Origin of the sequence: Streptomyces sp. cg40, assembly GCF_050320165.1 — a bacterium.
Lineage (GTDB): Bacteria > Actinomycetota > Actinomycetes > Streptomycetales > Streptomycetaceae > Streptomyces > Streptomyces hokutonensis.
This window is the reverse complement of the sequence record NZ_CP190128.1, coordinates 7,567,539-7,588,790: the sequence shown is the minus strand read 5'-3', so window position 1 is coordinate 7,588,790 and position 21,252 is coordinate 7,567,539. Positions and strand designations below refer to the sequence as shown.

Annotated in this window: 18 protein-coding genes and 1 pseudogene; 13 read left to right on the top strand and 6 right to left on the bottom strand. The window is 69.3% G+C overall.

Annotation, left to right across the window (positions count from 1 at the left end):
- Positions 1–120: 120 nt before the first annotated feature.
- From ACQHII_RS34160 to ACQHII_RS34140, 5 genes are all read left to right on the top strand, one after another.
- On the top strand, positions 121–633 hold the full coding sequence (locus ACQHII_RS34160; RefSeq protein ID WP_427922892.1) for a pyridoxamine 5'-phosphate oxidase family protein: 513 nt from the start codon (positions 121–123) through the stop codon (positions 631–633).
- Between the two features lie 49 nt (positions 634–682).
- Positions 683–1,123, top strand: coding sequence for a VOC family protein (locus ACQHII_RS34155; RefSeq protein ID WP_262063037.1), 441 nt, complete (start codon positions 683–685; stop codon positions 1,121–1,123).
- Positions 1,124–1,284: 161 nt separating this feature from the next.
- The gene (locus ACQHII_RS34150; protein ID WP_427922891.1) at positions 1,285–2,160 is read left to right on the top strand and encodes an alkaline phosphatase family protein; all 876 of its coding nucleotides are present in this window, start codon (positions 1,285–1,287) and stop codon (positions 2,158–2,160) included.
- Between the two features lies 1 nt (position 2,161).
- Positions 2,162–3,544, top strand: a complete 1,383-nt coding sequence (locus ACQHII_RS34145) for an MFS transporter (protein WP_427922890.1) — start codon at positions 2,162–2,164, stop codon at positions 3,542–3,544.
- A complete protein-coding gene (locus ACQHII_RS34140; RefSeq protein WP_427922889.1) occupies positions 3,541–4,560 on the top strand; it encodes a TolB family protein in 1,020 nt (339 codons plus the stop codon). The genes ACQHII_RS34145 and ACQHII_RS34140 overlap by 4 nt, the downstream gene beginning before the upstream one ends.
- A gap of 54 nt (positions 4,561–4,614) precedes the next feature.
- Here ACQHII_RS34140 and ACQHII_RS34135 read toward each other — a convergent pair whose 3' ends face one another.
- Both ACQHII_RS34135 and glnA read right to left on the bottom strand, forming a co-directional pair.
- Positions 4,615–5,238 carry a hypothetical protein gene (locus ACQHII_RS34135; protein ID WP_427922888.1) on the bottom strand — a complete coding sequence of 208 codons (624 nt, stop codon included), beginning with the start codon at positions 5,236–5,238 and terminating at the stop codon, positions 4,615–4,617.
- 102 nt (positions 5,239–5,340) lie between these two features.
- Positions 5,341–6,702 (bottom strand): type I glutamate--ammonia ligase, encoded by a 1,362-nt coding sequence (gene glnA / locus ACQHII_RS34130; protein WP_427922887.1) that lies wholly within the window; start codon positions 6,700–6,702, stop codon positions 5,341–5,343.
- Positions 6,703–7,055: 353 nt separating this feature from the next.
- Here glnA and ACQHII_RS34125 point away from each other — a divergent pair, with 353 nt between their 5' ends.
- From ACQHII_RS34125 to ACQHII_RS34105, 5 genes are all read left to right on the top strand, one after another.
- Positions 7,056–7,730, top strand: a complete 675-nt coding sequence (locus tag ACQHII_RS34125) for a DUF3105 domain-containing protein (RefSeq protein ID WP_427922886.1) — start codon at positions 7,056–7,058, stop codon at positions 7,728–7,730.
- Complete coding sequence (locus ACQHII_RS34120) at positions 7,727–8,356, top strand: DUF305 domain-containing protein (RefSeq protein WP_427922885.1); 630 nt, start codon at positions 7,727–7,729, stop codon at positions 8,354–8,356. Before ACQHII_RS34125 ends, ACQHII_RS34120 begins: the two co-directional genes overlap by 4 nt.
- A 266-nt stretch (positions 8,357–8,622) precedes the next feature.
- Complete coding sequence (locus tag ACQHII_RS34115; RefSeq protein ID WP_427925472.1) at positions 8,623–10,542, top strand: S53 family peptidase; 1,920 nt, start codon at positions 8,623–8,625, stop codon at positions 10,540–10,542.
- A 100-nt stretch (positions 10,543–10,642) separates the two neighbouring features.
- Entirely contained in the window at positions 10,643–12,679 is a 2,037-nt protein-coding gene (locus tag ACQHII_RS34110) for an NAD(+) synthase (protein WP_427922884.1), read from the top strand.
- Positions 12,680–12,799: 120 nt separating this feature from the next.
- The gene (locus ACQHII_RS34105; RefSeq protein WP_427922883.1) at positions 12,800–13,213 is read left to right on the top strand and encodes a peptidoglycan-binding domain-containing protein; all 414 of its coding nucleotides are present in this window, start codon (positions 12,800–12,802) and stop codon (positions 13,211–13,213) included.
- A gap of 29 nt (positions 13,214–13,242) precedes the next feature.
- Here the strand turns inward: ACQHII_RS34105 and ACQHII_RS34100 are convergent, their stop codons facing one another.
- The 4 genes and pseudogenes from ACQHII_RS34100 to ACQHII_RS34085 form a co-directional block, all read right to left on the bottom strand.
- The gene (locus ACQHII_RS34100; protein WP_427922882.1) at positions 13,243–14,469 is read right to left on the bottom strand and encodes an MFS transporter; all 1,227 of its coding nucleotides are present in this window, start codon (positions 14,467–14,469) and stop codon (positions 13,243–13,245) included.
- 98 nt (positions 14,470–14,567) lie between these two features.
- Positions 14,568–15,519: pseudogene (locus tag ACQHII_RS34095) on the bottom strand (endonuclease/exonuclease/phosphatase family protein).
- Between the two features lie 286 nt (positions 15,520–15,805).
- Positions 15,806–16,426, bottom strand: coding sequence for a TetR/AcrR family transcriptional regulator (locus ACQHII_RS34090; protein ID WP_427922881.1), 621 nt, complete (start codon positions 16,424–16,426; stop codon positions 15,806–15,808).
- Between the two features lie 53 nt (positions 16,427–16,479).
- Positions 16,480–18,069 carry an MFS transporter gene (locus ACQHII_RS34085; RefSeq protein ID WP_427922880.1) on the bottom strand — a complete coding sequence of 530 codons (1,590 nt, stop codon included), beginning with the start codon at positions 18,067–18,069 and terminating at the stop codon, positions 16,480–16,482.
- 203 nt (positions 18,070–18,272) lie between these two features.
- On the opposite strand from ACQHII_RS34085, the gene panB reads away from it, so the two are divergent.
- The 3 genes from panB to ACQHII_RS34070 all read left to right on the top strand — a co-directional run bounded on the left by panB (position 18,273) and on the right by ACQHII_RS34070 (position 21,237).
- Entirely contained in the window at positions 18,273–19,148 is an 876-nt protein-coding gene (gene panB / locus ACQHII_RS34080) for a 3-methyl-2-oxobutanoate hydroxymethyltransferase (RefSeq protein WP_019067293.1), read from the top strand.
- Positions 19,149–19,399: 251 nt separating this feature from the next.
- Positions 19,400–20,419 carry an ATP-binding cassette domain-containing protein gene (locus tag ACQHII_RS34075; RefSeq protein WP_427922879.1) on the top strand — a complete coding sequence of 340 codons (1,020 nt, stop codon included), beginning with the start codon at positions 19,400–19,402 and terminating at the stop codon, positions 20,417–20,419.
- A complete protein-coding gene (locus ACQHII_RS34070) occupies positions 20,416–21,237 on the top strand; it encodes an ABC transporter permease (protein WP_427922878.1) in 822 nt (273 codons plus the stop codon). The genes ACQHII_RS34075 and ACQHII_RS34070 overlap by 4 nt, the downstream gene beginning before the upstream one ends.
- The last annotated feature ends 15 nt before the right edge of the window (positions 21,238–21,252 follow it).

The following is a 21,252-nucleotide window of genomic DNA, read 5'->3' as shown; positions in this document are numbered from 1 at the left end:
GGTCGTGACCTCCCGAGCCTAACCGCAGGTGCGGGCGGGGGCGCCGGGGCGTGCGGCGATGAGTTCCGGCGGGGTACGGGGTCTCCAGTAGGGGACGACCGACGACTCAGGGAGAAGCCGATGACCGACAACCAACCACGTACCCGTCTCGACCCCCGCTACAGCGACCCGGCGGCCACCGCGACCGACTGGGCCACGGCCGAGGCGCGGCTCGCGCAGGCCGGGCAGTTCTGGATCTCGACGGTGCGGCCGGACGGGCGGCCGCATGTGACGCCGTTGCCGGCGGTGTGGGCGGACGGGGCGCTGCACTTCTGCACCGGGCCCGAGGAACGCAAGGCGCGCAACCTCGCCGACAACCCGCACGTCGTGCTGACGACCGGCACGAGCACCTGGGACAAGGGGTACGACCTGGTCGTCGAGGGCGCGGCAGTGCGGGTCGAGGACGAGGACCGGCTGCGGGAGCTGGCCGCCGCGTGGGAGGCGAAGTACGGCAGTTTCTGGCACTTCGAGGTGCGGGACGGGGCCTTCCGGCACGGCGGCGGACACGCCTTCGTCTTCGCTGTGGCGCCGCGCACGGTTTTCGGCTTCGGTAAGGGGGAGCCGTTCAGCCAGACGCGGTGGCGGTTCGAGTGACGCGCCCGACAAAGGGGCCTGAAGACGTGCCTGACAAAGGAGTCAAGCCATGGACATGACCCTCGAAGTGATCCTGCTGCCGGTCTCGGACGTGGACCGGGCCAAGGCCTTCTACCAGGACAAGGTCGGCTTCCACGTGGATCTCGACGGCGAGGTGATGGAGGGCGTACGGATCGTGCAGCTCACGCCGCCGGGGTCCGGGTGTTCCATCGCGCTGGTCGACGGCCTCCAGGTACCCACCGGGACGCCGCAGCCGGGGACGTACCACGGCATGCAGCTGTGCGTGCAGGACGCGAAGGCGGCCTACGACGAGCTGACCGCGCGCGGTCTCGAGGTCAGCGAGCCGGTGCAGTTCGCGCCGCAGGACGGGGCCACCTTCATGTACTTCAAGGATCCCGACGGCAACGGCTGGGCGATCCAGGAGTACCGGAAGCGGGCGACTGAGCCGTTGCATCAGGTGCTGGCTCAACTGGCCGGGCCACAGCAGTAGTTCACCACTTCTTCATCCACCGGGTTGGGAGCGGTGGGATGCGGGCATTTTGGCGTGTGCATGCTCTGACCGCACCGTCACCCCCGTCCTCCCCCCACCCGGAGGTAGAAGTGTCCGGCAGTTCAGGCAATTCCGGTAGTTCGAGCGGTTCCGTCGGTTCCGTGTACCGCCGCAGCCGCGCCGTCGTGGCGTCCGCTCTCGCCTTCTCGGCAGCCGCCGTCGGGGTCTGGACCGGCTTCGGCACCGCCTCCACCGCACACGCCGCGACCGCGGTGCCGACCCCGGACCACGTCGTCGTCGTAGTGATGGAGAACCACGCGTACAGCCAGGTCATCGGCTCCTCCAGTGCCCCCTACATCAACTCGCTCGCGTCCGGCGGCGCCGCCCTCACCCAGTCGTACGGGATCACCCACCCGAGCCAGCCGAACTACTTCGCCCTGTTCTCCGGCTCCACCCAGGGCATCACCAGCGACAGCTGCTACACCGCGGGCTTCTCCTCGGCCGCGAACCTCGCCTCCGAGGTGACGGCGGCGGGCGGCACCTGGGCCAGCTACAACGAGACGCTGCCCAGCCAGGGTTCGACGACGTGCAGCAGCGGCAACTACGCGCGTAAGCACAACCCGTGGTTCGGTTTCTCCAACGTCGCGACGTCGACGGCGAAGACCTTCGCGCAGTTCCCCACGGACTACACGACGCTCCCCGACATCTCCTTCGTGACGCCCAACCTGTGCAGCGACATGCACGACTGCTCGGTGGCAACGGGCGACACCTGGCTGAAGAACAACCTCGGCGCATACGCCACTTGGGCCAAGACCCACAACAGCCTGCTCGTCGTCACCTTCGACGAGGACAACCTGCTCAGCGGCAACCGCATCCCGACGGTGTTCTACGGTCAGCCGGTGACCGCGGGCGCCACGTCCTCGACCACGTACAACCACTACAACCTGCTGCGGACCCTGGAGGACTCCCAGGGCCTGAGCACCCACGCGGGCAACGCGGCCTCGGCCGGGGACATCACCGGCATCTGGGCGTCCTGAGATGTACGTGGCGGACAGCCGCGCCAACGCCGACCCGAGCGCCGGGGGTACTACGGGTACTACTGCCGCCCCGAGCAGCAGGGGTGCGGGTACTACGGGTACTGCGGCGCGGGTGTCCGCCGGCGTCGCCCCCACCGTCCTGGCCCTCGGCGCGGTCAGCCTGATCACCGACGTGTCGTCCGAGATGGTGACTGCGGTGCTGCCGCTGTACCTGGTGACGGGCCTCGGCCTCTCCCCGCTGGGCTTCGGTCTCCTGGACGGCATCTACAACGGCTTCTCGGCACTCGGCCGGCTGGCCGGCGGCCACCTCGCCGACCGGGGCGGCGGCCGGCACAAGTGGGTCGCGGGCATCGGCTACGCCGTCTCCGCGGCCTGCAAGCCGCTCCTCCTCCTGGCCCACACCCTCACCCCCATCGGCCTGATCCTGGCCGCCGACCGCACGGGCAAGGGCCTGCGCACGGCACCGCGCGACGCGCTGATCTCCCTCTCCTCCACCCCGGAGAACCGCGGTCGTGCCTTCGGCGTACACCGCGCGATGGACACGGCGGGCGCGCTGCTCGGCCCGCTGGCGGCGTTCCTGATCCTGCGGGCGACGGTCGACGGGTACGACGCGGTGTTCACGGTGAGTTTCTGCGTGGCGGTCGTCGGAGTCCTGGTGCTGGTGCTGTTCGTGCCGGGCGGGAAGGGGTCGGGCGGAAGGGAGTCGGGCGGAACCGGGGCAGGCGGAACGAGCTCGGGTACCGGCCCCCGGGAGCGGACCGCCGTAGACCGGCCCCCGCGCCCCACCCTCCGCGCCGCCTTCGCCCTCCTCGCCCACCGCGACCTGCGCCGCATCACCGTCTGCGCACTGCTCCTGGGCCTGGCGACGGTCAGCGACTCCTTCGTGTACCTGCTCCTGCAACGCCGACTCGGCGTCCCCGACCGCTGGTTCGCGCTGCTCCCGCTGGGCACGGCGGCGGCGTTCCTGCTCCTCGCCGTCCCACTGGGCCGCCTCGCGGACCGCGTCGGCCGCTGGCGGGTGTTCCTGGCCGGCCACGGGGCCCTCCTCACGGCGTACGCCCTGCTGCTGACCTCCTGGCACGGCACGGCCCTCCCCTACGCCGTCCTCCTCCTGCACGGCGGTTTCTACGCGGCGACCGACGGCGTCCTGATGGCGGCGGCCTCGGACAGCGTGCCGGAGGAACTGCGCTCGTCGGGCCTGGCCCTGGTGCAGACGGGCCAGGCGGCGGCACGGTTCGTGTGCTCGCTGGGCTTCGGCGCGGCGTGGACGCTGTGGGGCGACCGTACGGCGCTCATGGCGTCGGCGGCGGCACTGGCGGTGTGCGCGGTGTTCGCGCTGACACTCCGCCCCGGCCGATCATCAGTTCTGGAGCCTGCCCGATGACCCTGCGCAATCGCATCCTCGTGCTCACCACGGCGATCGTCCTGCTGGCCGGGATCGCAGTCGCCTCGGTACTCCACGCGTCGGCGCGCGCCGGCCGGCGGGACCAGGCCCAGCCCGGCGGACCCCAGGTCACGGCGGGCCGAGTCACGCTCACGTCCCCCGGCACCATGGTGTTCCGCAACATGGCCTGGGGCCCCCACCGAGACGAACTCACCACGGTCCCGGCCGCCACCCCCTCCGCCCCACGCACCGCCTCCGGCCTCAAGTGCCTCCGCTTCTACGCCAGTTCAGGCACGGGAGTCTGCCTCCAGGCGGTCCACGGCACGGTCACGGACACCTACCGCGCCCTGATCCTCGACGCCCACCTCAAGGAGAAGGCCCACTACGACGTCCCCGGCATCCCCTCCCGGGCCCGCGTCTCCCCCACGGGCCACTACGCGGCCTGGACGGCATTCGTCGGCGGCGACTCGTACGCGGGCACGAACTTCTCCACCCGAGCGGCGATCGTAGACACGAGGACGGGCCGGCTGACCCCGTCCCTGGAGTCGTTCCGCATCCTCAAGAACGGCCACACCTACCACGCGGCCGACGTCAACTTCTGGGGCGTGACGTTCGCGGCGGACGACCGCACGTTCTATGCAACGCTGGCGACAAAGGGGATGACGTACCTGGTCAAAGGCGACCTGAGAACCCACACGGTCACCACGATCCACACGAACGTCGAGTGCCCGTCCCTCTCCCCCGACGGCACCCGCATCGCCTACAAGAAACGCGTGAAGGGCCTCCCGAAGGACGCGCCGTGGCACCTGTACGTCCTCAACCTCCGCACGATGCGCGAAACCCCGCTCGCCGAGCCGCGGAGCGTGGACGACCAGACGGTGTGGCGGGACGACGGAACGATCGTCTACGCCCTGCCCGGCGACTACGGAGCGGACCTGTACTCGGTACCGGCGGACGGCACGGGAAGGGCTCGGCGGATCAGTACGGCGGCGGTGTCGCCGGCGTTCGTGAAGTAGGACGGAAGCAGGACGGGCCCAGCTGCAACACCTGCCGGACAACCGGCTGCATGATCAGCGGTGGCCGGAGCCAAGTCTGCTGTCGATGTCCGGGATCCAGAAGCAGATCTCCAGAGTCTTCAGGCGGTCCAAGTGCTGCACAAGGCGCCCCTCTCGGACCGCGGCGACGCAACTGGCGAGCAGCACGACTGCCGACCCTCCCGCCAGCGCATGATGAGTGCCCACGACGAGTTCGATCCCGGCCACGAGCAGTGCGAACGCCAGCGCAAGGGCTGAGTTCCGCAGCATCAGCGCGAGGCCTCTGAGCCGAGTGATCTCGCTCGCCGCTTCCCTGTTGTGGAGCTCCACCGCGGCCAGCAGCAGCGATATGTCCGCGTGCACGAAAGCTCTGTCTCGGGCCTCGGGCACCCTCGCCATGAACTCAAGCCGGGCACTCTCGACGGTGCGAGTCCACCGCGGGGCCACCTTGTCCAGGAGAGCGCTCAGAGGGTGGGCGAGATGCCCCAGCAGGTAACTGGCGACAACGCCCGCGATCACCTGTAGCGCTGACGGTGCCGTGGTCAGCTCTTCGAGATCGACCATGTCCCAGTGGGCCAGTACGTAGATGATCAACGACAGGTGCAGTGCGCCCGGTATCCCGTAGGTGAACAGGTCGAAGACGCCTACGGCCAAGGTCACGTTGCTCCTCCATGGACGGCCCAGAACCCGCGAGACGTGACAGGGCCGACGGTACATGCCCGTCGGCCCCATCCAGTGAATCGGCGGAAACCCGCCCTGCCTCTACAGCACCGGCAAGTTCTTCCGCAGCTCGAACGCCGTGACCTCGCTGCGGTACTCCTCCCACTCCTGCCGCTTGTTGCGCAGGAAGAAGTCGAAGACGTGCTCGCCGAGGGCCTCGGCGACCAGGTCGCTTCGCTCCATGAGAGTGAGCGCCTCGCCGAGGTTCTGGGGCAGGGGCTCGATGCCCATCGCGCGGCGTTCCGCGTCGGAGAGGGCCCAGACGTCGTCCTCGGCGCCCGGGGGGAGTTCGTAGCCCTCTTCGATGCCCTTGAGGCCGGCGGCGAGGAGGAGGGCGTAGGCCAGGTACGGGTTCGCGCCGGAGTCCAGGGAGCGGACCTCGACCCGTGCCGAACCCGTCTTGCCGGGCTTGTACATGGGGACCCGGACCAGGGCCGATCGGTTGTTGTGGCCCCAGCAGATGTAGGACGGGGCCTCGCCGCCGGCGCCGGCGGTGCGCTCGGAGCCGCCCCAGATGCGCTTGTAGGAGTTGACCCACTGGTTGGTGACCGCGGAGATCTCCGCCGCGTGCTTCAGCAGGCCCGCGATGAAGGAGCGGCCGACCTTCGAGAGCTGGTACTCCGAGCCCGACTCGTAGAACGCGTTGCGGTCGCCCTCGAAGAGGGAGAGGTGCGTGTGCATTCCGCTTCCCGGGTGTTCCGAGAACGGCTTCGGCATGAACGTCGCCTGCACGCCCTGCTCCAGCGCCACCTGCTTCATGACCAGGCGGAAGGTCATGATGTTGTCCGCCGTGGACAGGGCGTCCGCGTAGCGGAGATCGATCTCCTGCTGGCCCGGTGCGCCCTCGTGGTGGGAGAACTCGACCGAGATGCCCATCGACTCCAGCATGGTGATCGCCTGGCGGCGGAAGTCCATGCCCACGTTCTGCGGGGTGTGGTCGAAGTAGCCGGAGTTGTCGGCGGGGGTGGGGCGGGAGCCGTCGAGGGGGCGGTCCTTCAGGAGGAAGAACTCGATCTCGGGGTGGGTGTAGAAGGTGAAGCCCAGGTCGGAGGTCTTGGCGAGGGCTCGCTTCAGCACGTAGCGCGGGTCCGCGAAGGACGGGGAGCCGTCCGGCATGAGGATGTCGCAGAACATGCGGGCCGTGCCGGGGGCCTCGGCCCGCCACGGCAGGACCTGGAAGGTGGCGGGGTCCGGCTTGGCGATCATGTCGGACTCGTACACGCGGGCGAAGCCCTCGATCGCGGAGCCGTCGAAGCCGATGCCTTCGTCGAAGGCCTGTTCCAGCTCGGCGGGGGCCACGGCGACGGACTTGAGGAAGCCCAGCACGTCCGTGAACCACAGCCGTACGAACCGGATGTCGCGCTCCTCCAACGTCCGGAGCACGAACTCCTGCTGCTTGTCCATCTTCCGCTTCCCCATCCTTGCTGGTCAGGCCGCCTGTCCTCGTACCGCAGGAGGCGGTCGGGCACCTGAGCATCCCACCACAACACCATTTCGTGCGCGTTGCCGACCTTGATCGACCGGCCGTCCTCGGGCTGAACGGCTCGCGAACGGCAGGTGTCCCGCGCCGGTGCCCGCGTGATGCCCATCTGCTGACCATCTTGCCTGCTCGGACTGACATTCGTAATGCCTGGCATGGGGGGATCGCACTCTTCCGCCGTCTTTGCTGTGGGCGCCCTACGAGAACCCTTTACTCCCCCACTACGATCGGTGGGTCCCGACCTTCCCGTCCCTTCCCCCAAAAGGACACACATCTCATGGGTTCCGCGAAGAACACCGGCAACGCGGCGCGCAAGGCCCGCATCGAGGAGATGCGGCGCGTCGAGCAGGCCCGCGAGCGGCGCAGCCGGATCGTGAAGATCGCGGCGAGCACGGTGGTCGCCGCCGGACTCGTCATCGGCGGGGTCGCCGTCGTGCACGCGCAGTCCGGCAAGAAGGACAGTTCCGCGAGCGACTCGAAGAGCGGCGACGGTTCGGGGCACTTCGTCGCCGGCTCGGACGGCGTCAACACGTGGAAGGGCACGCTGGGCCGCACCCACGTCACCGGCACGGTGAACTACCCGATGCACCCGCCGGTCGGCGGCAACCACAACCCGGTCTGGCTGAACTGCAACGGCGACGTCTACACCAAGGCCGTCAAGGACGAGAACGCGGTGCACGCGCTGGAGCACGGCGCGGTCTGGGTGACGTACAACAAGAAGGCCTCGGCGGCCGACGTCAAGGCGCTCGCGACGAAGGTGAAGTCGACGCCGTACTCGCTGATGAGCCCGTACGACAGCCAGAAGGACCCGATCATGCTGTCGGCGTGGGGGCACCAGCGGACCGTGAAGAGCGCGAGCGACCCGGCGGTGAACACGTTCTTCGAGAAGTTCGTGCAGGGCAGCCAGACGCCGGAGCCGGGTGCGGCCTGCACGGGCGGGCTGTCGCAGTGAGGCAGGTGGGACTGATCGCGGGGGCCGCGGCGGTGGCGCTGGTCGCGGCCGGCGCGATCACGTACGCGGTCGCCGAGGACGGCGGCGGATCCGCCAACTCCTCTACTCCTACGGCCGGTTCGGCGGACGCCGGGTTCGCGCGGGACATGGCGGTGCACCACCAGCAGGCCGTCGAGATGTCTTACATCGTGCGGGATCGCACGAAGAATGTGGAAGTACGGCGTCTTGCATACGACATCGCGCAGACACAGGCCAACCAACGGGGCATGCTGCTGGGCTGGTTGGACCTGTGGAACCTGCCGAAGGTGTCCGCCGATCCGCCGATGACCTGGATGGGCATGGGTGACATGGCGTCCGGGAAGGACGGCGCGCTGATGCCGGGCATGGCGACCAACACCGAGCTGAAGAAGTTGAATTCACTGAGCGGCAAGCCCGCCGAGGTGTTCTTCCTCCAGCTCATGACGGACCATCACAAGGGCGGGATCCACATGGCCGAGGGGTGTGTGGAGAAGTGCACGGTGGGGGTGGAGAAACGGCTGGCGCAGGGGATGGTCGACGCGCAGCAGTCGGAGATCCAGCTGATGGCCGACATGCTCAAGGAGCGTGGCGCAAAAGCGCGTTCGTAAAGCGTCCCCGGTCGTTCGTTACACGCCCGTAAGGAAAAAAGCACCCAATTCACCCTGGGTGACGGTTCCTTGGGTTTCTCTTGACTTTCGCGTTCCCCTGGCATGAACGGTTCATCGAAAGAGTGGCCCCCACGTGTGATCCATCCACGGACCCTCCCGCCGCAGGTTCCGTGCGGATCCCGCATGACCGACCACTCCATGCGTCGAACCGCATAGCAGGGGGTTTTATGAGATCCAATCGCGCCACCATGCGCGCCGGCGTGAGCATGGCAGCGACACTGCCCATGATCGCCGGCGCTCTGGCGCTCGGTATACCCGCGGCGCACGCCGCGGACACCCCGGGCCGGGACGCCCTCGCGGGCACCAAGCCCGCGTGGGCGACGGCCAAGGCGGACAAGGGAGCCACTCCGGACAGCTCCAAGGTCTCCGCCCGGGTCTACCTCGCCGGCCGGAACGCCTCCGGTCTCGCGGCGTACGCCAAGGCCGTGTCGGACCCGAGCTCGGCCCTGTACGGCAAGTACCTGAGCGCCGCTCAGGTGCAGCAGCGCTTCGGCGCCACGACGGCCCAGGTGAGCGCCGTCAAGTCCTGGCTGAAGTCCGCCGGGCTGAAGATCACCGGTACGACGCAGCACTACGTCACCGTCTCCGGTGACGTGGCGGCGGTCGAGAAGGCGTTCAGCACCTCGCTGCACAACTACGCGAAGGGCTCGAAGACCTACCGCGCCCCGTCGAAGACGGCCTCCGCGCCGGACAGCCTGAACGGTGCCGTCCTGACCGTCACCGGTCTCGACAACGCCCCGCACAAGGCGAACCACGACGACACGCTGCCGGGTCCGGCCGCGGTGTTCAAGAACTCGGGGCCGTTCTCCTCGTACTACGGCTCCAACATCGCGAGCACCCTGCCCTCGGCGTACGGACAGAAGATCCCGTACGCGATCGAGGGCTACACGGGCAAGCAGCTGCGGGCCGCCTACGGCGCCGGCAAGTACACGGGCAAGGGCGTGCGCGTCGCCATCACCGACGCCTACGCCTCGCCGACCATCGCGTTCGACGCGGCCACCTACGCGAAGAACCACGGCGACGCCAAGTGGAAGACCAGTCAGCTGAAGCAGGTTCTGCCCAGCGACTACACCAACACCGGCGCCGACGAGTGCGACGCCTCGGGCTGGTACGGCGAGGAGACCCTCGACGTCGAGGCCGTGCACGCGGTGGCTCCGGACGCGAACGTCACGTACGTGGGCGCCGCCTCCTGCATGGACAACGATCTGCTCGACTCGCTGAGCAAGATCGTCGACAACCACCTGGCCGACATCGTCTCCAACTCGTGGGGCGACATCGAGGCCAACCAGACCCCGGACCTCGCGGCCGCCTACGACCAGGTGTTCCAGCTGGGCGCGGTCGAGGGCATCGGCTTCTACTTCTCCTCCGGTGACAACGGCGACGAGGTCGCCAACACCGGTACGAAGCAGGTCGACACCCCGGCCAACTCGGCGTGGGTGACGGCGGTCGGCGGTACTTCCCTCGCCGTGGGCAAGGGCGACAAGTACCTGTGGGAGACCGGCTGGGGCACCGAGAAGGCCGCGCTGTCGGCCGACGGCAAGAGCTGGACCAGCTTCCCCGGCGCCTTCACCTCGGGCGCGGGCGGCGGCACCAGCAAGACCGTGAACGAGCCCTTCTACCAGAAGGGTGTCGTCCCGGACGCGCTCGCCAAGGCCAACAGCGCCACCGGCAACCGCGTCGTCCCGGACATCTCGGCGATCGCCGACCCGAACACCGGCTTCAAGGTCGGCCAGACGCAGACCCAGTCGGACGGTTCGGAGTCGTACAGCGAGTACCGGATCGGCGGCACCTCGCTCGCCTCCCCGGTGATCGCGGCGGTCCAGGCCCTGGCCCAGGAGGCGCGCGGCGGCAAGGCGATCGGTTTCGCCAACCCGTCGATCTACGCCAAGTACGGCTCGAAGGTCTTCCACGACGTGACCGACAACCCGACGGGCTCCGGCCTGGCGGTGGCGCGCGTGGACTTCGCCAACGGCTACGACGCCACCAACGGCCTGCTGACCTCGGTCCGCAGCCTCGGCAAGGACAGCTCGCTGTCCGCGGTCAAGGGCTACGACGACGTGACCGGCGTGGGCACGCCCGCGAACGGCTATGTCGAGTCGTTCGCCTCCCCCAAGGGTCACCACTGACCCGGTAGGCGGTAGGCGAGTCACCTGTTGATGGGGTGGCGTGGGGTATTCGACACCCTGCGCCACCCCATCGCGTCTCACTGACGATTACAGTGGACCCGTGCCTCCACTGAACTTCTGGTCGATCTATCAGCACGGCTTCGCCCGCGTCGCCGCCTGCACGGGCCACACCGTGATCGCGGACCCGCACGCCAACGCCGAGGCGGTCCTGCGCCATGCCCGCCGGTGCGACGAGGAGGGCGTGGCCGTCGCCGTCTTCGCGGAGCTGGGCCTGTGCGGCTACTCCATCGAGGACCTGCTGCTCCAGGACGTGCTGCTCGACCAGGTCGAGGAGGCGCTGCGGGACGTGGTGACGGGGTCCGCGGACCTGCTCCCGGTGCTGGTAGTCGGCGCCCCGCTGCGGCACCGCAACCGGATCTACAACTGCGCGGTGCTCGTGCACCGCGGCCGGATCCTGGGCGTCGTACCGAAGTCGTACCCGCCGAACTACCGCGAGTTCTACGAACGCCGGCAGATCGCCGACGGCGCCGACGAGCGCGGCGGGTCGATCCGGGTCGGCGGCGCGGAAGTCCCGTTCGGCGTGGACCTGTTGTTCGCGGCCCAGGACGTCCCGTCGCTCGTGCTCCACGCGGAGATCTGCGAGGACATGTGGGTGCCGGTGCCGCCGAGCGCCGAGGCCGCCCTGGCGGGCGCCACGGTCCTCGTCAACCTCTCCGGCAGCCCGATCACCGTCGGCCGCGCCGAGGACCGCAAACTCCTGTGCCGCTCGGCGTCCGCGCGCTGCCTCGCCGCGTACGTCTACGCCGCGGCCGGCCTCGGCGAGTCGACGACGGACCTGTCGTGGGACGGCCAGGCCATGATCTACGAGAACGGCGCACTGCTGGCCGAGACCGACCGCTTCCCGCTCGGCGACGAGTACGCGGTGGCCGACATCGACCTCGACCTGCTGCGGCAGGAGCGGCAGCGGATGGGGACGTTCGACGACAACCGCCGCACGCACCGGGCGCGGACGTCGGACTTCCGCACCGTGGGCTTCGAACTCGCCCCGCCGCTCACGGACTTGGGCCTGCGCCGCCGCCTCGAACGCTTCCCGTTCGTGCCGGCCGACGCGGACCGGCTCGCGCAGGACTGCTACGAGGCGTACAACATCCAGGTCGAGGGCCTTCAGCAGCGGCTCGCGGCGATCGGCGGCCCGAAGGTGGTCATCGGGGTCTCCGGGGGCCTCGACTCCACGCACGCGCTGATCGTCGCCGCCCGCGCGATGGACCGCGCGGGCCGTCCGCGCAGCGACATCCTGGCCTGGACGCTGCCCGGTTTCGCGACGAGCGACCACACGAAGGACAACGCGCACGCGCTGATGCGGGCGATCGGCGTCACGGCCGCCGAGCTGGACATCACCCCGACCGCGCGCCTGATGCTGAAGGAGATGGGCCACCCCTTCGCCGCCGGCGAGCCGGTGTACGACATCACCTTCGAGAACGTCCAGGCGGGCCTGCGCACGGACTACCTGTTCCGGCTCGCCAACCAGCGCAACGGCATCGTGCTGGGCACGGGCGACCTCTCCGAGCTGGCGCTGGGCTGGTCGACGTACGGCGTCGGCGACCAGATGAGCCACTACAACGTCAACTCCGGTGTCCCGAAGACCCTCATCCAGCACCTGATCCGCTGGGTGGTGAGCAGCGGCCAGTTCGACGAGGAGACCGGCAAGATCCTCACCGCGATCCTCGACACGGAGATCAGCCCCGAGCTGGTGCCCGGCGAGGAGATGCAGTCGACGGAGTCGAAGATCGGCCCGTACGCCCTGCACGACTTCACGCTCTTCCACGTCCTGCGCTACGGCTTCCGCCCGTCGAAGATCGCCTTCCTGGCGTGGCACGCGTGGCACGACGCGGAGGCGGGGGCGTGGCCGCCCGGCTTCCCGGAGGAGAAGCGGGTGGCGTACGAACTGCCGGAGATCCGGCGGTGGTTGGAGGTGTTCTGCCGGCGCTTCTTCGGGTTCGCCCAGTTCAAGCGCTCGGCGATGCCGAACGGCCCGAAGGTGTCGGCGGGGGGTTCGCTGTCGCCCCGGGGGGACTGGCGGGCGCCTTCTGACGGGTCGGCCGCGGCTTGGCTGCGGGATCTGGAGCGGTTCGACTGAAGCCTGTTCCGGGCGCGGTCGGCAGGTTTTGTCCTCGGCTTACCGATGTGGGGTTGGTTCATGGTGGCGAGCTGGGTGAGGGTGTTCCGCGATGTCCACTCCCACTCGTAACGAGGCCCGATGAGACACACCCGCCTGTTCCGCCGTGCCACGGTGACCCTGACCGCAGCCGTCACCGTGGGGCTCGGCACGACAACGGCCCACGCGGACCCCGGAATCCCGGACATCGGCTACGGCCACGCCAACAACCCCGCGTCGGTCCGCTGTGTGCAGTTCTTCGTGAACAACTACCTCAACCTGCACCTCTTGGTGGACGGCAAGTTCGGCCGCCAGACCGAGTTGGGGGTCGAGAAGCTCCAGAAGTACTCCAACTACCACTGGGCCACTACCCAGTTGGCGGTCGACGGGGTCTTCGGCAAGCACACGGGCGAGGTCGTGCTCAAGCACATCAAGCGGTACCCGTCGTCGATCGACTTCCGCAAGGCCAGCCAGTGCGGCCACAAGGTGCCTTCGTACGGCGTCATCCTCAACTGACGCCGTACGCAAGGGGGTTCGTCAGGCGCTCACGGCTGCAGCACGCCCGCCTGGTCCGGGACGTGGGTCGCGACCACGCGTTCGCGGCCCGGTACCGGTACCGGTACCGCTCGACGCCGGTCCACGCTCCACGCCGTGGCCGCGACTCCCAACCCCAGTACGGCCAACAGCGCGCCGGCCACGGCAGGCGACGTAGCGCCGAAGCCCGCCGCCAGCGCCAGGCCGCCGATCCAGGCGCCGCCCGCGTTGGCCAGGTTGAAGGCAGCCTGGTTGGCCGAGGAGGCCAACGACGGGCCCGCCGCGGCCTTTTCCATCACCATCAGCTGGAGCGGGGAGCCCGTCACGAACGCCGCTACGCCCAGCAGGACGACCGCGAGTGCCGCGCTCCACTCCGTGGTCATCAGGAGCGGGAACAGGGCCAGGACCGCGCCCAGGGACACCAGTCCCCCGAACAGCGTGCCCCGCAGGGAGTGGTCCGCAAGACGGCCGCCCAGCAGGTTGCCCGCCGTCGCGCCCACGCCGAACAACGCCAGCAGCAGCGTCACGCTGCCGTCGGCGAAGCCCGCCGCGTCCGTCAGCATCGGCGTGATGTAGCTGTAGGCGGAGAACAGGGCTCCGAAGCCCGCCACCGTGGTGCCGAGGGCCAGCCAGACCGGGAGGGACTTCAGGGCCGCCATCTCGCGGCGCAGGCCCACCGCCGGCGCGTGTGCGTGGTCGTGCGGGATCAGCAGGGCCAGCGACGCTATCGCCGCCAGGCCGATCGCGCTCACCGCGAGGAACGTGGCCCGCCAGCCCAGGTGTTGGCCCATGAGCGTGGCCGCGGGGACGCCCACGATGTTGGCGACCGTGAGGCCCAGGAACATCAGCGAGACGGAGCGCGCCTTGCGTTCGGGCGCGACCATCGTCGTCGCGACCACCGCTCCTACGCCGAAGAAGGCACCGTGCGGCAGGCCGCTCAGGAAGCGGGCGGCGAGGAGGTAGTCGTAGTTCGCCGCGAAGGCCGACAGGGCATTGCCCGCCACGAACAGGACCATCAGGGCGATCAGGACCGTGCGGCGGGACATGCGGGCGGTGACCGCCGCGAGGAGCGGGGCGCCGATGACGACGCCCAGCGCGTACGCCGAGACCAGGTGTCCCGCCGTGGGGATCGAGACGTGGAGGTCGTCCGCGACCTCGGGCAGCAGGCCCATGATCACGAATTCGGTGGTGCCGATACCAAAAGCGCCGACGGCCAGGGCGAGCAGGGCCAGGGGCATGGAGGTGCATGTGCCTTTCAGGGGAGAGCGGAGTTCCGTACCGAACAGCTTAAGTTCAGTTACGGAACAAAGACTCCCAGGCGCTCTATTCCACGAGGTTAAGAGCTCGTGTCCAGGTTCACACGGGCCGCGATCGGGAGGTGGTCGCTGCCGGTCCTGGGCAGCGTCCACGAGCTGACCGGCTCCACGCCCTGGACCATGATCTGGTCGATCCGCGCCATCGGGAACGAGGCCGGCCAGCTGAACCCGAAGCCGCTGCCCGCCGCTCCCTGCGTGGAGCGCATCTGGGCGGTGACCGCGTTCAGCGAACGGTCGTTCATCGTGCCGTTGAGGTCGCCGAGCAGGATCTTCCGCTTCAGCGGCTCGGCGGCGATGGCCTCACCGAGCGCGTCGGCGCTCGTGTCGCGCTGCCGGGCCGTGAACCCGGCCTTCAACTTCACCCGCACCGACGGGAGATGGGCGACGTAGACCGCGATCCGCCCCTCGGGGGTGGTGACGGTGGCGCGCATCGCGCGGGTCCAGCCCAGCTTTATGTCCACGGCCCGGACGTCGGTCATCGGGTCCTTGCTCCACAGACCGACCGTGCCCTCGACCGCGTGGTACTTGTACGTCGAGGAGAGGGCCTTCTCGTACGTCGGCACCGCCGAGGCCGTCAGTTCCTCCAGGGCGACGATGTCGGCGCCGGACGCGGCCACGTCACGGGCCGTGCCGGCCGGGTCGGGGTTGTCGGCGTTGACGTTGTGCGTGGCCACGGTCAGGTCGCCGCCGGTGCCGGTCTTGTCGCTGAGCAGCAGCCCGCCGAAGAGGTTCAGCCAGACGACCGCCGGGAGGACGACGGCGATCAGTGCCGTCGCCGACTTGCGGACCAGGCCGAGGACCAGCAGCAGCGGGATCGCGATCCCGAACCAGGGCAGGAAGGTCTCCGTGAGGCTGCCGAGGTTGCCGATCCGGTTCGGGATGCGCGAGTGCAGCAGCATGACGAGGGCGAGGACGATCGCCAGCGCGGCGAGGATCAGACCCCGGCGCCAGATCCTCCGGTCGCCCCGCCAGCCGTCGAACAGTCTGTTCCGCAGGCGCCGAAGTCGGTTTCCGCGCGGCTCGTCCCCCGAGCCGCCGCCGTCCGTCTCCGCCACATACGCCTGCTGTGCCATACCGTCGCCTCACTACCTGCCGTGCACACCATCGTCCCCGCGCCTACGACCCTAGGGGATGATCGGTTCCGATCCGCCGTCCCATGACGGCCGTACGGGGACGAGGACGAACAAGTCGCCGCCGTGAGTTCCGGATACCGGCCCGTAGGGCGTGCTTGTGACGAGACGCGCACATACCGGGGGGCCTATGGGCCGACGGGGCGCAGGGCCACCAGCACGGTGTCCACGAGGAGTTCGGACAGGCCCTCGGGGAGGTCGGCGTCGGCGCGCATGACGGTGCGCAGGAGCATCGGGCCGACCAGCATGTCGTTCATCAGCTCGGCGTCGAGGTCGGTACGGAGTTCGCCGTTCTCCTGGCCCCGGCGCAGCAGCTCGACCTGCTTGCGGCGGCGGGGTTCCACGACGGTCGTGTGGTAGGCGGCCCACACCTTCGGGGCGCTCTTCATCTGCGCGTACACGTTGTGCAGGAGGGCCGAGGAACGGGTCATCAGGCCGCGCTGGCGCAGCTGTTCCATCATGGCGACGAGGTCGTCGCGCAGGGAGGTGCCGGGCAGTTCCGGGTCCTGCGGCTCGGCCTCGCGGACGACGTCGACGAAGAGTTCCTCCTTGCCCGGCCAGCGGCGGTAGATGGTGGCCTTGCCGACACCGGCGGTGCGGGCGATGCGCTCGATGGAGAGTTCGGCCAGTGGCACGCCGTCCTCCAGGAGCTTCATCACACCCTCCGTGATGGCGCGTTCGACGGCCTCGCTGCGCGGGCGCCCCCTGGTGGGGGCACCCTGCCGAGTCCCGTTGCCGGCAAGGCTCACTTCACTCCGTCCCTTCGCTGTCTCCCCGTCCGCGTCCGTGGTGATTGTCGTCGCTATTCGCCTACGACGACCAACTCCTGCTCCTCCTTGCCCTCCTGACGGGCCGTCGGCTTCCCGGGCAGGAAGAGGAACGCGACCACCGCGCCGACGACCGCGACGCCCGCGCCGCACAGTGCGGTGACGTGCATGGCGTGCAGGAAGGCGTCGTTGGCGGGGGCGACCAGGGCTTTGCCCTGCGGGCCGAGCTTCGCGGCGACGCCGAGGGTGGCCTCGATGGACTCGCCGGCCGTGTCACGCAGGGCGGCCGGCACCGAGCCGAGCTTGCCCTCGATGCCGTTGCGGTAGGCGGTGGAGAGCACCGAGCCGAGTACGGCGATGCCGAGGGCGCCGCCGACCTGGCGGAAGGTGTTGCTCAGCGCGGACGCGGAGCCCGCCTTCTCGCGCGGCAGTGCCTGCATGATGACCACGCTGGTCGGAGTCATGACGTGGGCCATGCCGGTGCCCATGAGGAAGAAGACGACCTCCAGGATCCAGATCGGCGTGTCCGCCTTGAGGGCCGCGAAGGCGGCGAGCATCCCGGCGAGCAGCAGCAGGCCGACGCCGGTGGTGATCCGGTTGCCGAAGCGGTCGACGACCAGCCGGGCGCGCGGCGCGAAGATCATCTGCGCGGCGGCCAGCGGCAGCATCAGCAGACCGGTCTGGAGCGGCGAGTAGCCGCGCACGCTCTGGGTGTAGAAGACCGAGAAGAAGGTCACGCCCATCAGCGCGAAGAAGACCAGCGCGATGGCGGCGATCGCGGCCGAGAACACCTTGTTCTTGAAGTACGTGACGTCGATGGAGGGGTGGTCGCTGCGCTTCTCGAACCAGACGAACCCGGCGAGGACCACGACACCGGCGATGATCGTCGACAGCACCTTGGGCGCCGTGAAGTCGGCCAGTTCGCCGCCCTCGATGATGCCGTAGACCAGCAGGACGAGGCCTACGACGGACAGGATCACGCCGACCGGGTCGAGGCGGCCGGGCCTCGGGTCGCGGGAGTCGGGGACCAGCCAGATCATCAGGGCGAGCGCGACGATCACGATGGGCACGTTGATCAGGAAGACCGAGCCCCACCAGAAGTGGTCGAGGAGCACACCGCCGGTGATCGGGCCGATCGCGATGGCGAGGCCGACGCCGCCGGCCCAGATGCCGATGGCCTTGGGCTGCTCCTCGCGCTCGAAGACGTTCATGAGCACGGCGAGGGTGGCGGGCATCACGAACGCGGCGCCGAGGGCCATCAGGGCGCGGAAGGCGATGAGCTGGTCGGGCGAGCCGGACTCGGCGGCCAGCGCGGAGCCGATGCCGAACACGAGGAGGCCGCCGAGCAGGGTCTTCTTGCGGCCCAGCCGGTCGCCGAGGAGGCCCGCGGTGAACAGCAGGCCGGCGAAGACGAGGGTGTAGGCGTTGATCGCCCACTCCAGCTCGCTCTGTGTCGCGCCCAGGCCGGTCGGGGCCGGGGTGGAGATGGTCTTGATGGCGACGTTGAGGATCGAGTTGTCGAGCACCACGATCAGCAGGCTCAGCATCAGCACGCCGAGGATGGCCCAACGGCGACGGTGCACCGCTTCGGGTATCCGGGTGCCCGGGACGGGTGGAGTGGTCATGCGGTCCAGCCTAGGGAGCTCCGGGCGAATTCCGATACGAGACCGTGCCGTATCGTAAATCTTTTACTCAGACCTTACGTATGTCGCCTGACGTGACGCGGGTGACGGGGGTCCCTCTGGCTCTCCGTGGCACGAGGTGCCACCATGGAGGGGATCCGGGGACGCCGTGAGGGTGCCTCGAGATGACTGAAGGAGCCGTTGCAATGACGCAGCTTTCGGCTGCCCAGACTGGGAAGACCAGCTCCTCCGACGGCAGCAAGGCGCTGTACGGAGGCAAGGGCACACGCCGTATCACCGTTCGCGACATAGCCCTCGCCAAGGAACGCGGCGAGAAGTGGCCCATGCTCACCGCCTACGACGCGATGACCGCGTCCGTCTTCGACGAGGCCGGGATCCCGGTCATGCTCGTCGGCGACTCGGCGGGCAACTGCCACCTCGGGTACGAGTCGACCGTGCCCGTCACGCTGGACGAGATGACCATGCTGTCCGCCGCGGTCGTGCGCGGCACGCAGCGCGCGCTCATCGTCGGCGACCTGCCCTTCGGGTCCTACCAGGAGGGGCCGGTGCAGGCGCTGCGCTCGGCGACCCGGCTGGTGAAGGAGGCCGGGGTCGGCGCCGTGAAGCTGGAGGGCGGCGAGCGGTCGCACGAACAGATCCGGCTCCTCGTCGAGTCCGGCATCCCGGTCATGGCGCACATCGGGCTCACCCCGCAGTCCGTGAACGCGATGGGGTACCGCGTGCAGGGGCGGGGCGAGGAGGCCGCGCAGCAGCTGCTGCGGGACGCGAAGTCCGTGCAGGACGCGGGGGCGTTCGCGGTCGTACTCGAGCTGGTGCCGGCGGAGCTGGCGGCCGAGGTTACCCGGGTGCTGCACATTCCCACCGTGGGGATCGGGGCCGGGGCCGAGACCGATGCCCAAGTCCTGGTGTGGACCGACATGTTGGGGCTCACGGGCGGGCGGATGCCCAAGTTCGTGAAGCAGTACGCCAATCTGCGCGAGGTCATGGGCAACGCGGCGAAGGCGTTCGCGGAGGATGTGGTGGGCGGGACGTTCCCGCTGGAGGAGCACTCGGTCCACTGAGCAGTCAGAGCCACTGCGGTACTACGCAGCCCCGCCGATCTTCCCCCGTCGGCGGGGCTGCCCCGTTCCTGGAGGCTCCGCCCCCAGACCCCCCTTGCCCGCCCACCCACCCGACTCGGATGCTTTTGACGGTCACCGTTTAAGCGACAGTAAACGGGCGGTGGGCGGGCAAAGGTCCTTGTCGGTCACCTGTAGGTCGCTGTCGGTGGGATGTAGGCGGTCTGTCGGCGGCCCCTGGCACTGTCATCGGCATGACGCGAATCGACAACACACCCAGCGGCACGGCGGTGACCGTGCGGGGGCTGGTCAAGCACTACGGCGAGACCAAGGCGCTGGACGGCGTCGACCTGGACGTCCGGGAGGGCACCGTGATGGGTGTGCTCGGGCCGAACGGTGCCGGCAAGACCACCCTCGTACGCATCCTGTCCACGCTGCTTGCCCCGACCGCCGGCGAGGCATCCGTCGCCGGCTACGACGTACTGCGCCAGCCCCGCCAGCTGCGCCGGGTGATAGGCCTCACCGGCCAGTACGCCTCCGTGGACGAGAAGCTCCCCGGGTGGGAGAACCTCTACATGATCGGGCGGCTGCTGGACCTGTCCCGCAAGGACGCCCGCGCCCGCGCCGACGAGTTGTTGGAGCGGTTCTCCCTCACAGACGCCGCCAAGCGGCCCGCGAGCACCTACTCCGGCGGTATGCGGCGACGGCTCGACCTGGCCGCCTCGATGATCGGGCACCCGCAGGTGCTGTTCCTCGACGAGCCGACCACCGGTCTGGACCCGCGCACCCGCATGGAGGTGTGGGACGAGGTGCGGTCCATGGTCGGCGACGGCGTGACCGTGCTGCTCACCACGCAGTACATGGAGGAGGCCGAGGCGCTCGCCTCCGAGCTGACCGTGGTGGACCACGGCAAGGTCATCGCGAACGGCGGGATCGACGAGCTGAAGGCGAAGGTCGGCGGACGGGCGCTGCGCGTCCGGCCGACCGATCCACTGCAACTGCGGCCGCTGGCCCACGCGTTGGACGAGCTGGGGATCACCGGCCTGGCCACCGTCACCGTCGACGTGGAGAGCGGCACGGTCCTGGTGCCGATCCTCAGCGACGAGCAACTGACCGCCGTGGTCGGCGCGGTGAGCGCCCGCGGCCTCACCATCGCCTCCATCACCACCGAACTGCCCAGCCTGGACGAGGTGTTCCTCTCCCTCACCGGCCACCGCGCCAGTGCCCCGCAGGACTCCGTGCCCACCCCCGACCGCGAGGAGGTCGCCGTATGAGCGCCGTCGCCGTGAAGCCCGGCGCGCTCGCGTCGGACCCCCGTATCCCGCTGCGCAACCATCTGCGCCACACCGGCGCCCTGATCCGGCGCAACCTGCTGTGGATCCGGCAGGACCCGGAGTCGATGTTCGACGCCATCCTGTTCCCGGTCATCTTCACGCTGCTGTTCGTGTACGTCTTCGGCGGCTCGATCGGGCAGTCGCTGGGCGGCGGGCAGCACGCGTACGTGCAGTACGTCGTGCCCGGTCTGCTCGCCATGATGGGCATGAACATGGCCCAGGGGGTGGGCACCGGCTTCAACACCGACTTCCACACCGGGGTCATGGACCGGTTCCGGTCGCTGCCCATCGGGCGCGGCTCGGTGCTGATCGCCAAGATCGTGGTCGAGCTGATGCGCATGCTGGTCGCGTGCGCCGTGCTGATGGTCGTCGGTGTCCTCGTCGGCTTCGACATCCACCGCTGGGGCGGCATGCTCGCCGCGATCGGACTGTCCGCGGTGTTCGGCTCCGCCCTGATGTGGATGTTCATCACCCTCGGCGTGACCATGAAGAGCGCGCAGTCCGTGCAGGCCATGGGCTTCCTGGTGCTGATGCCGCTCCAGTTCGGCTCGTCGATCTTCGCACCGACCGGGTCGATGCCGGGCTGGCTGCAGAACTTCACCGACTACAACCCGCTGTCCTCCCTGGCGGACGCGGCCCGCGGGCTGATGGTGGGCGGCCCGGTCGCCCACGGTGTGCTGCTGACGCTGGCCTGGTCGGTGGGGCTCACCGCGGTGACGGCCCCGATCGCGATCTACAAGTTCCGCACCAAGACCTGAACGCCATCGGTACGG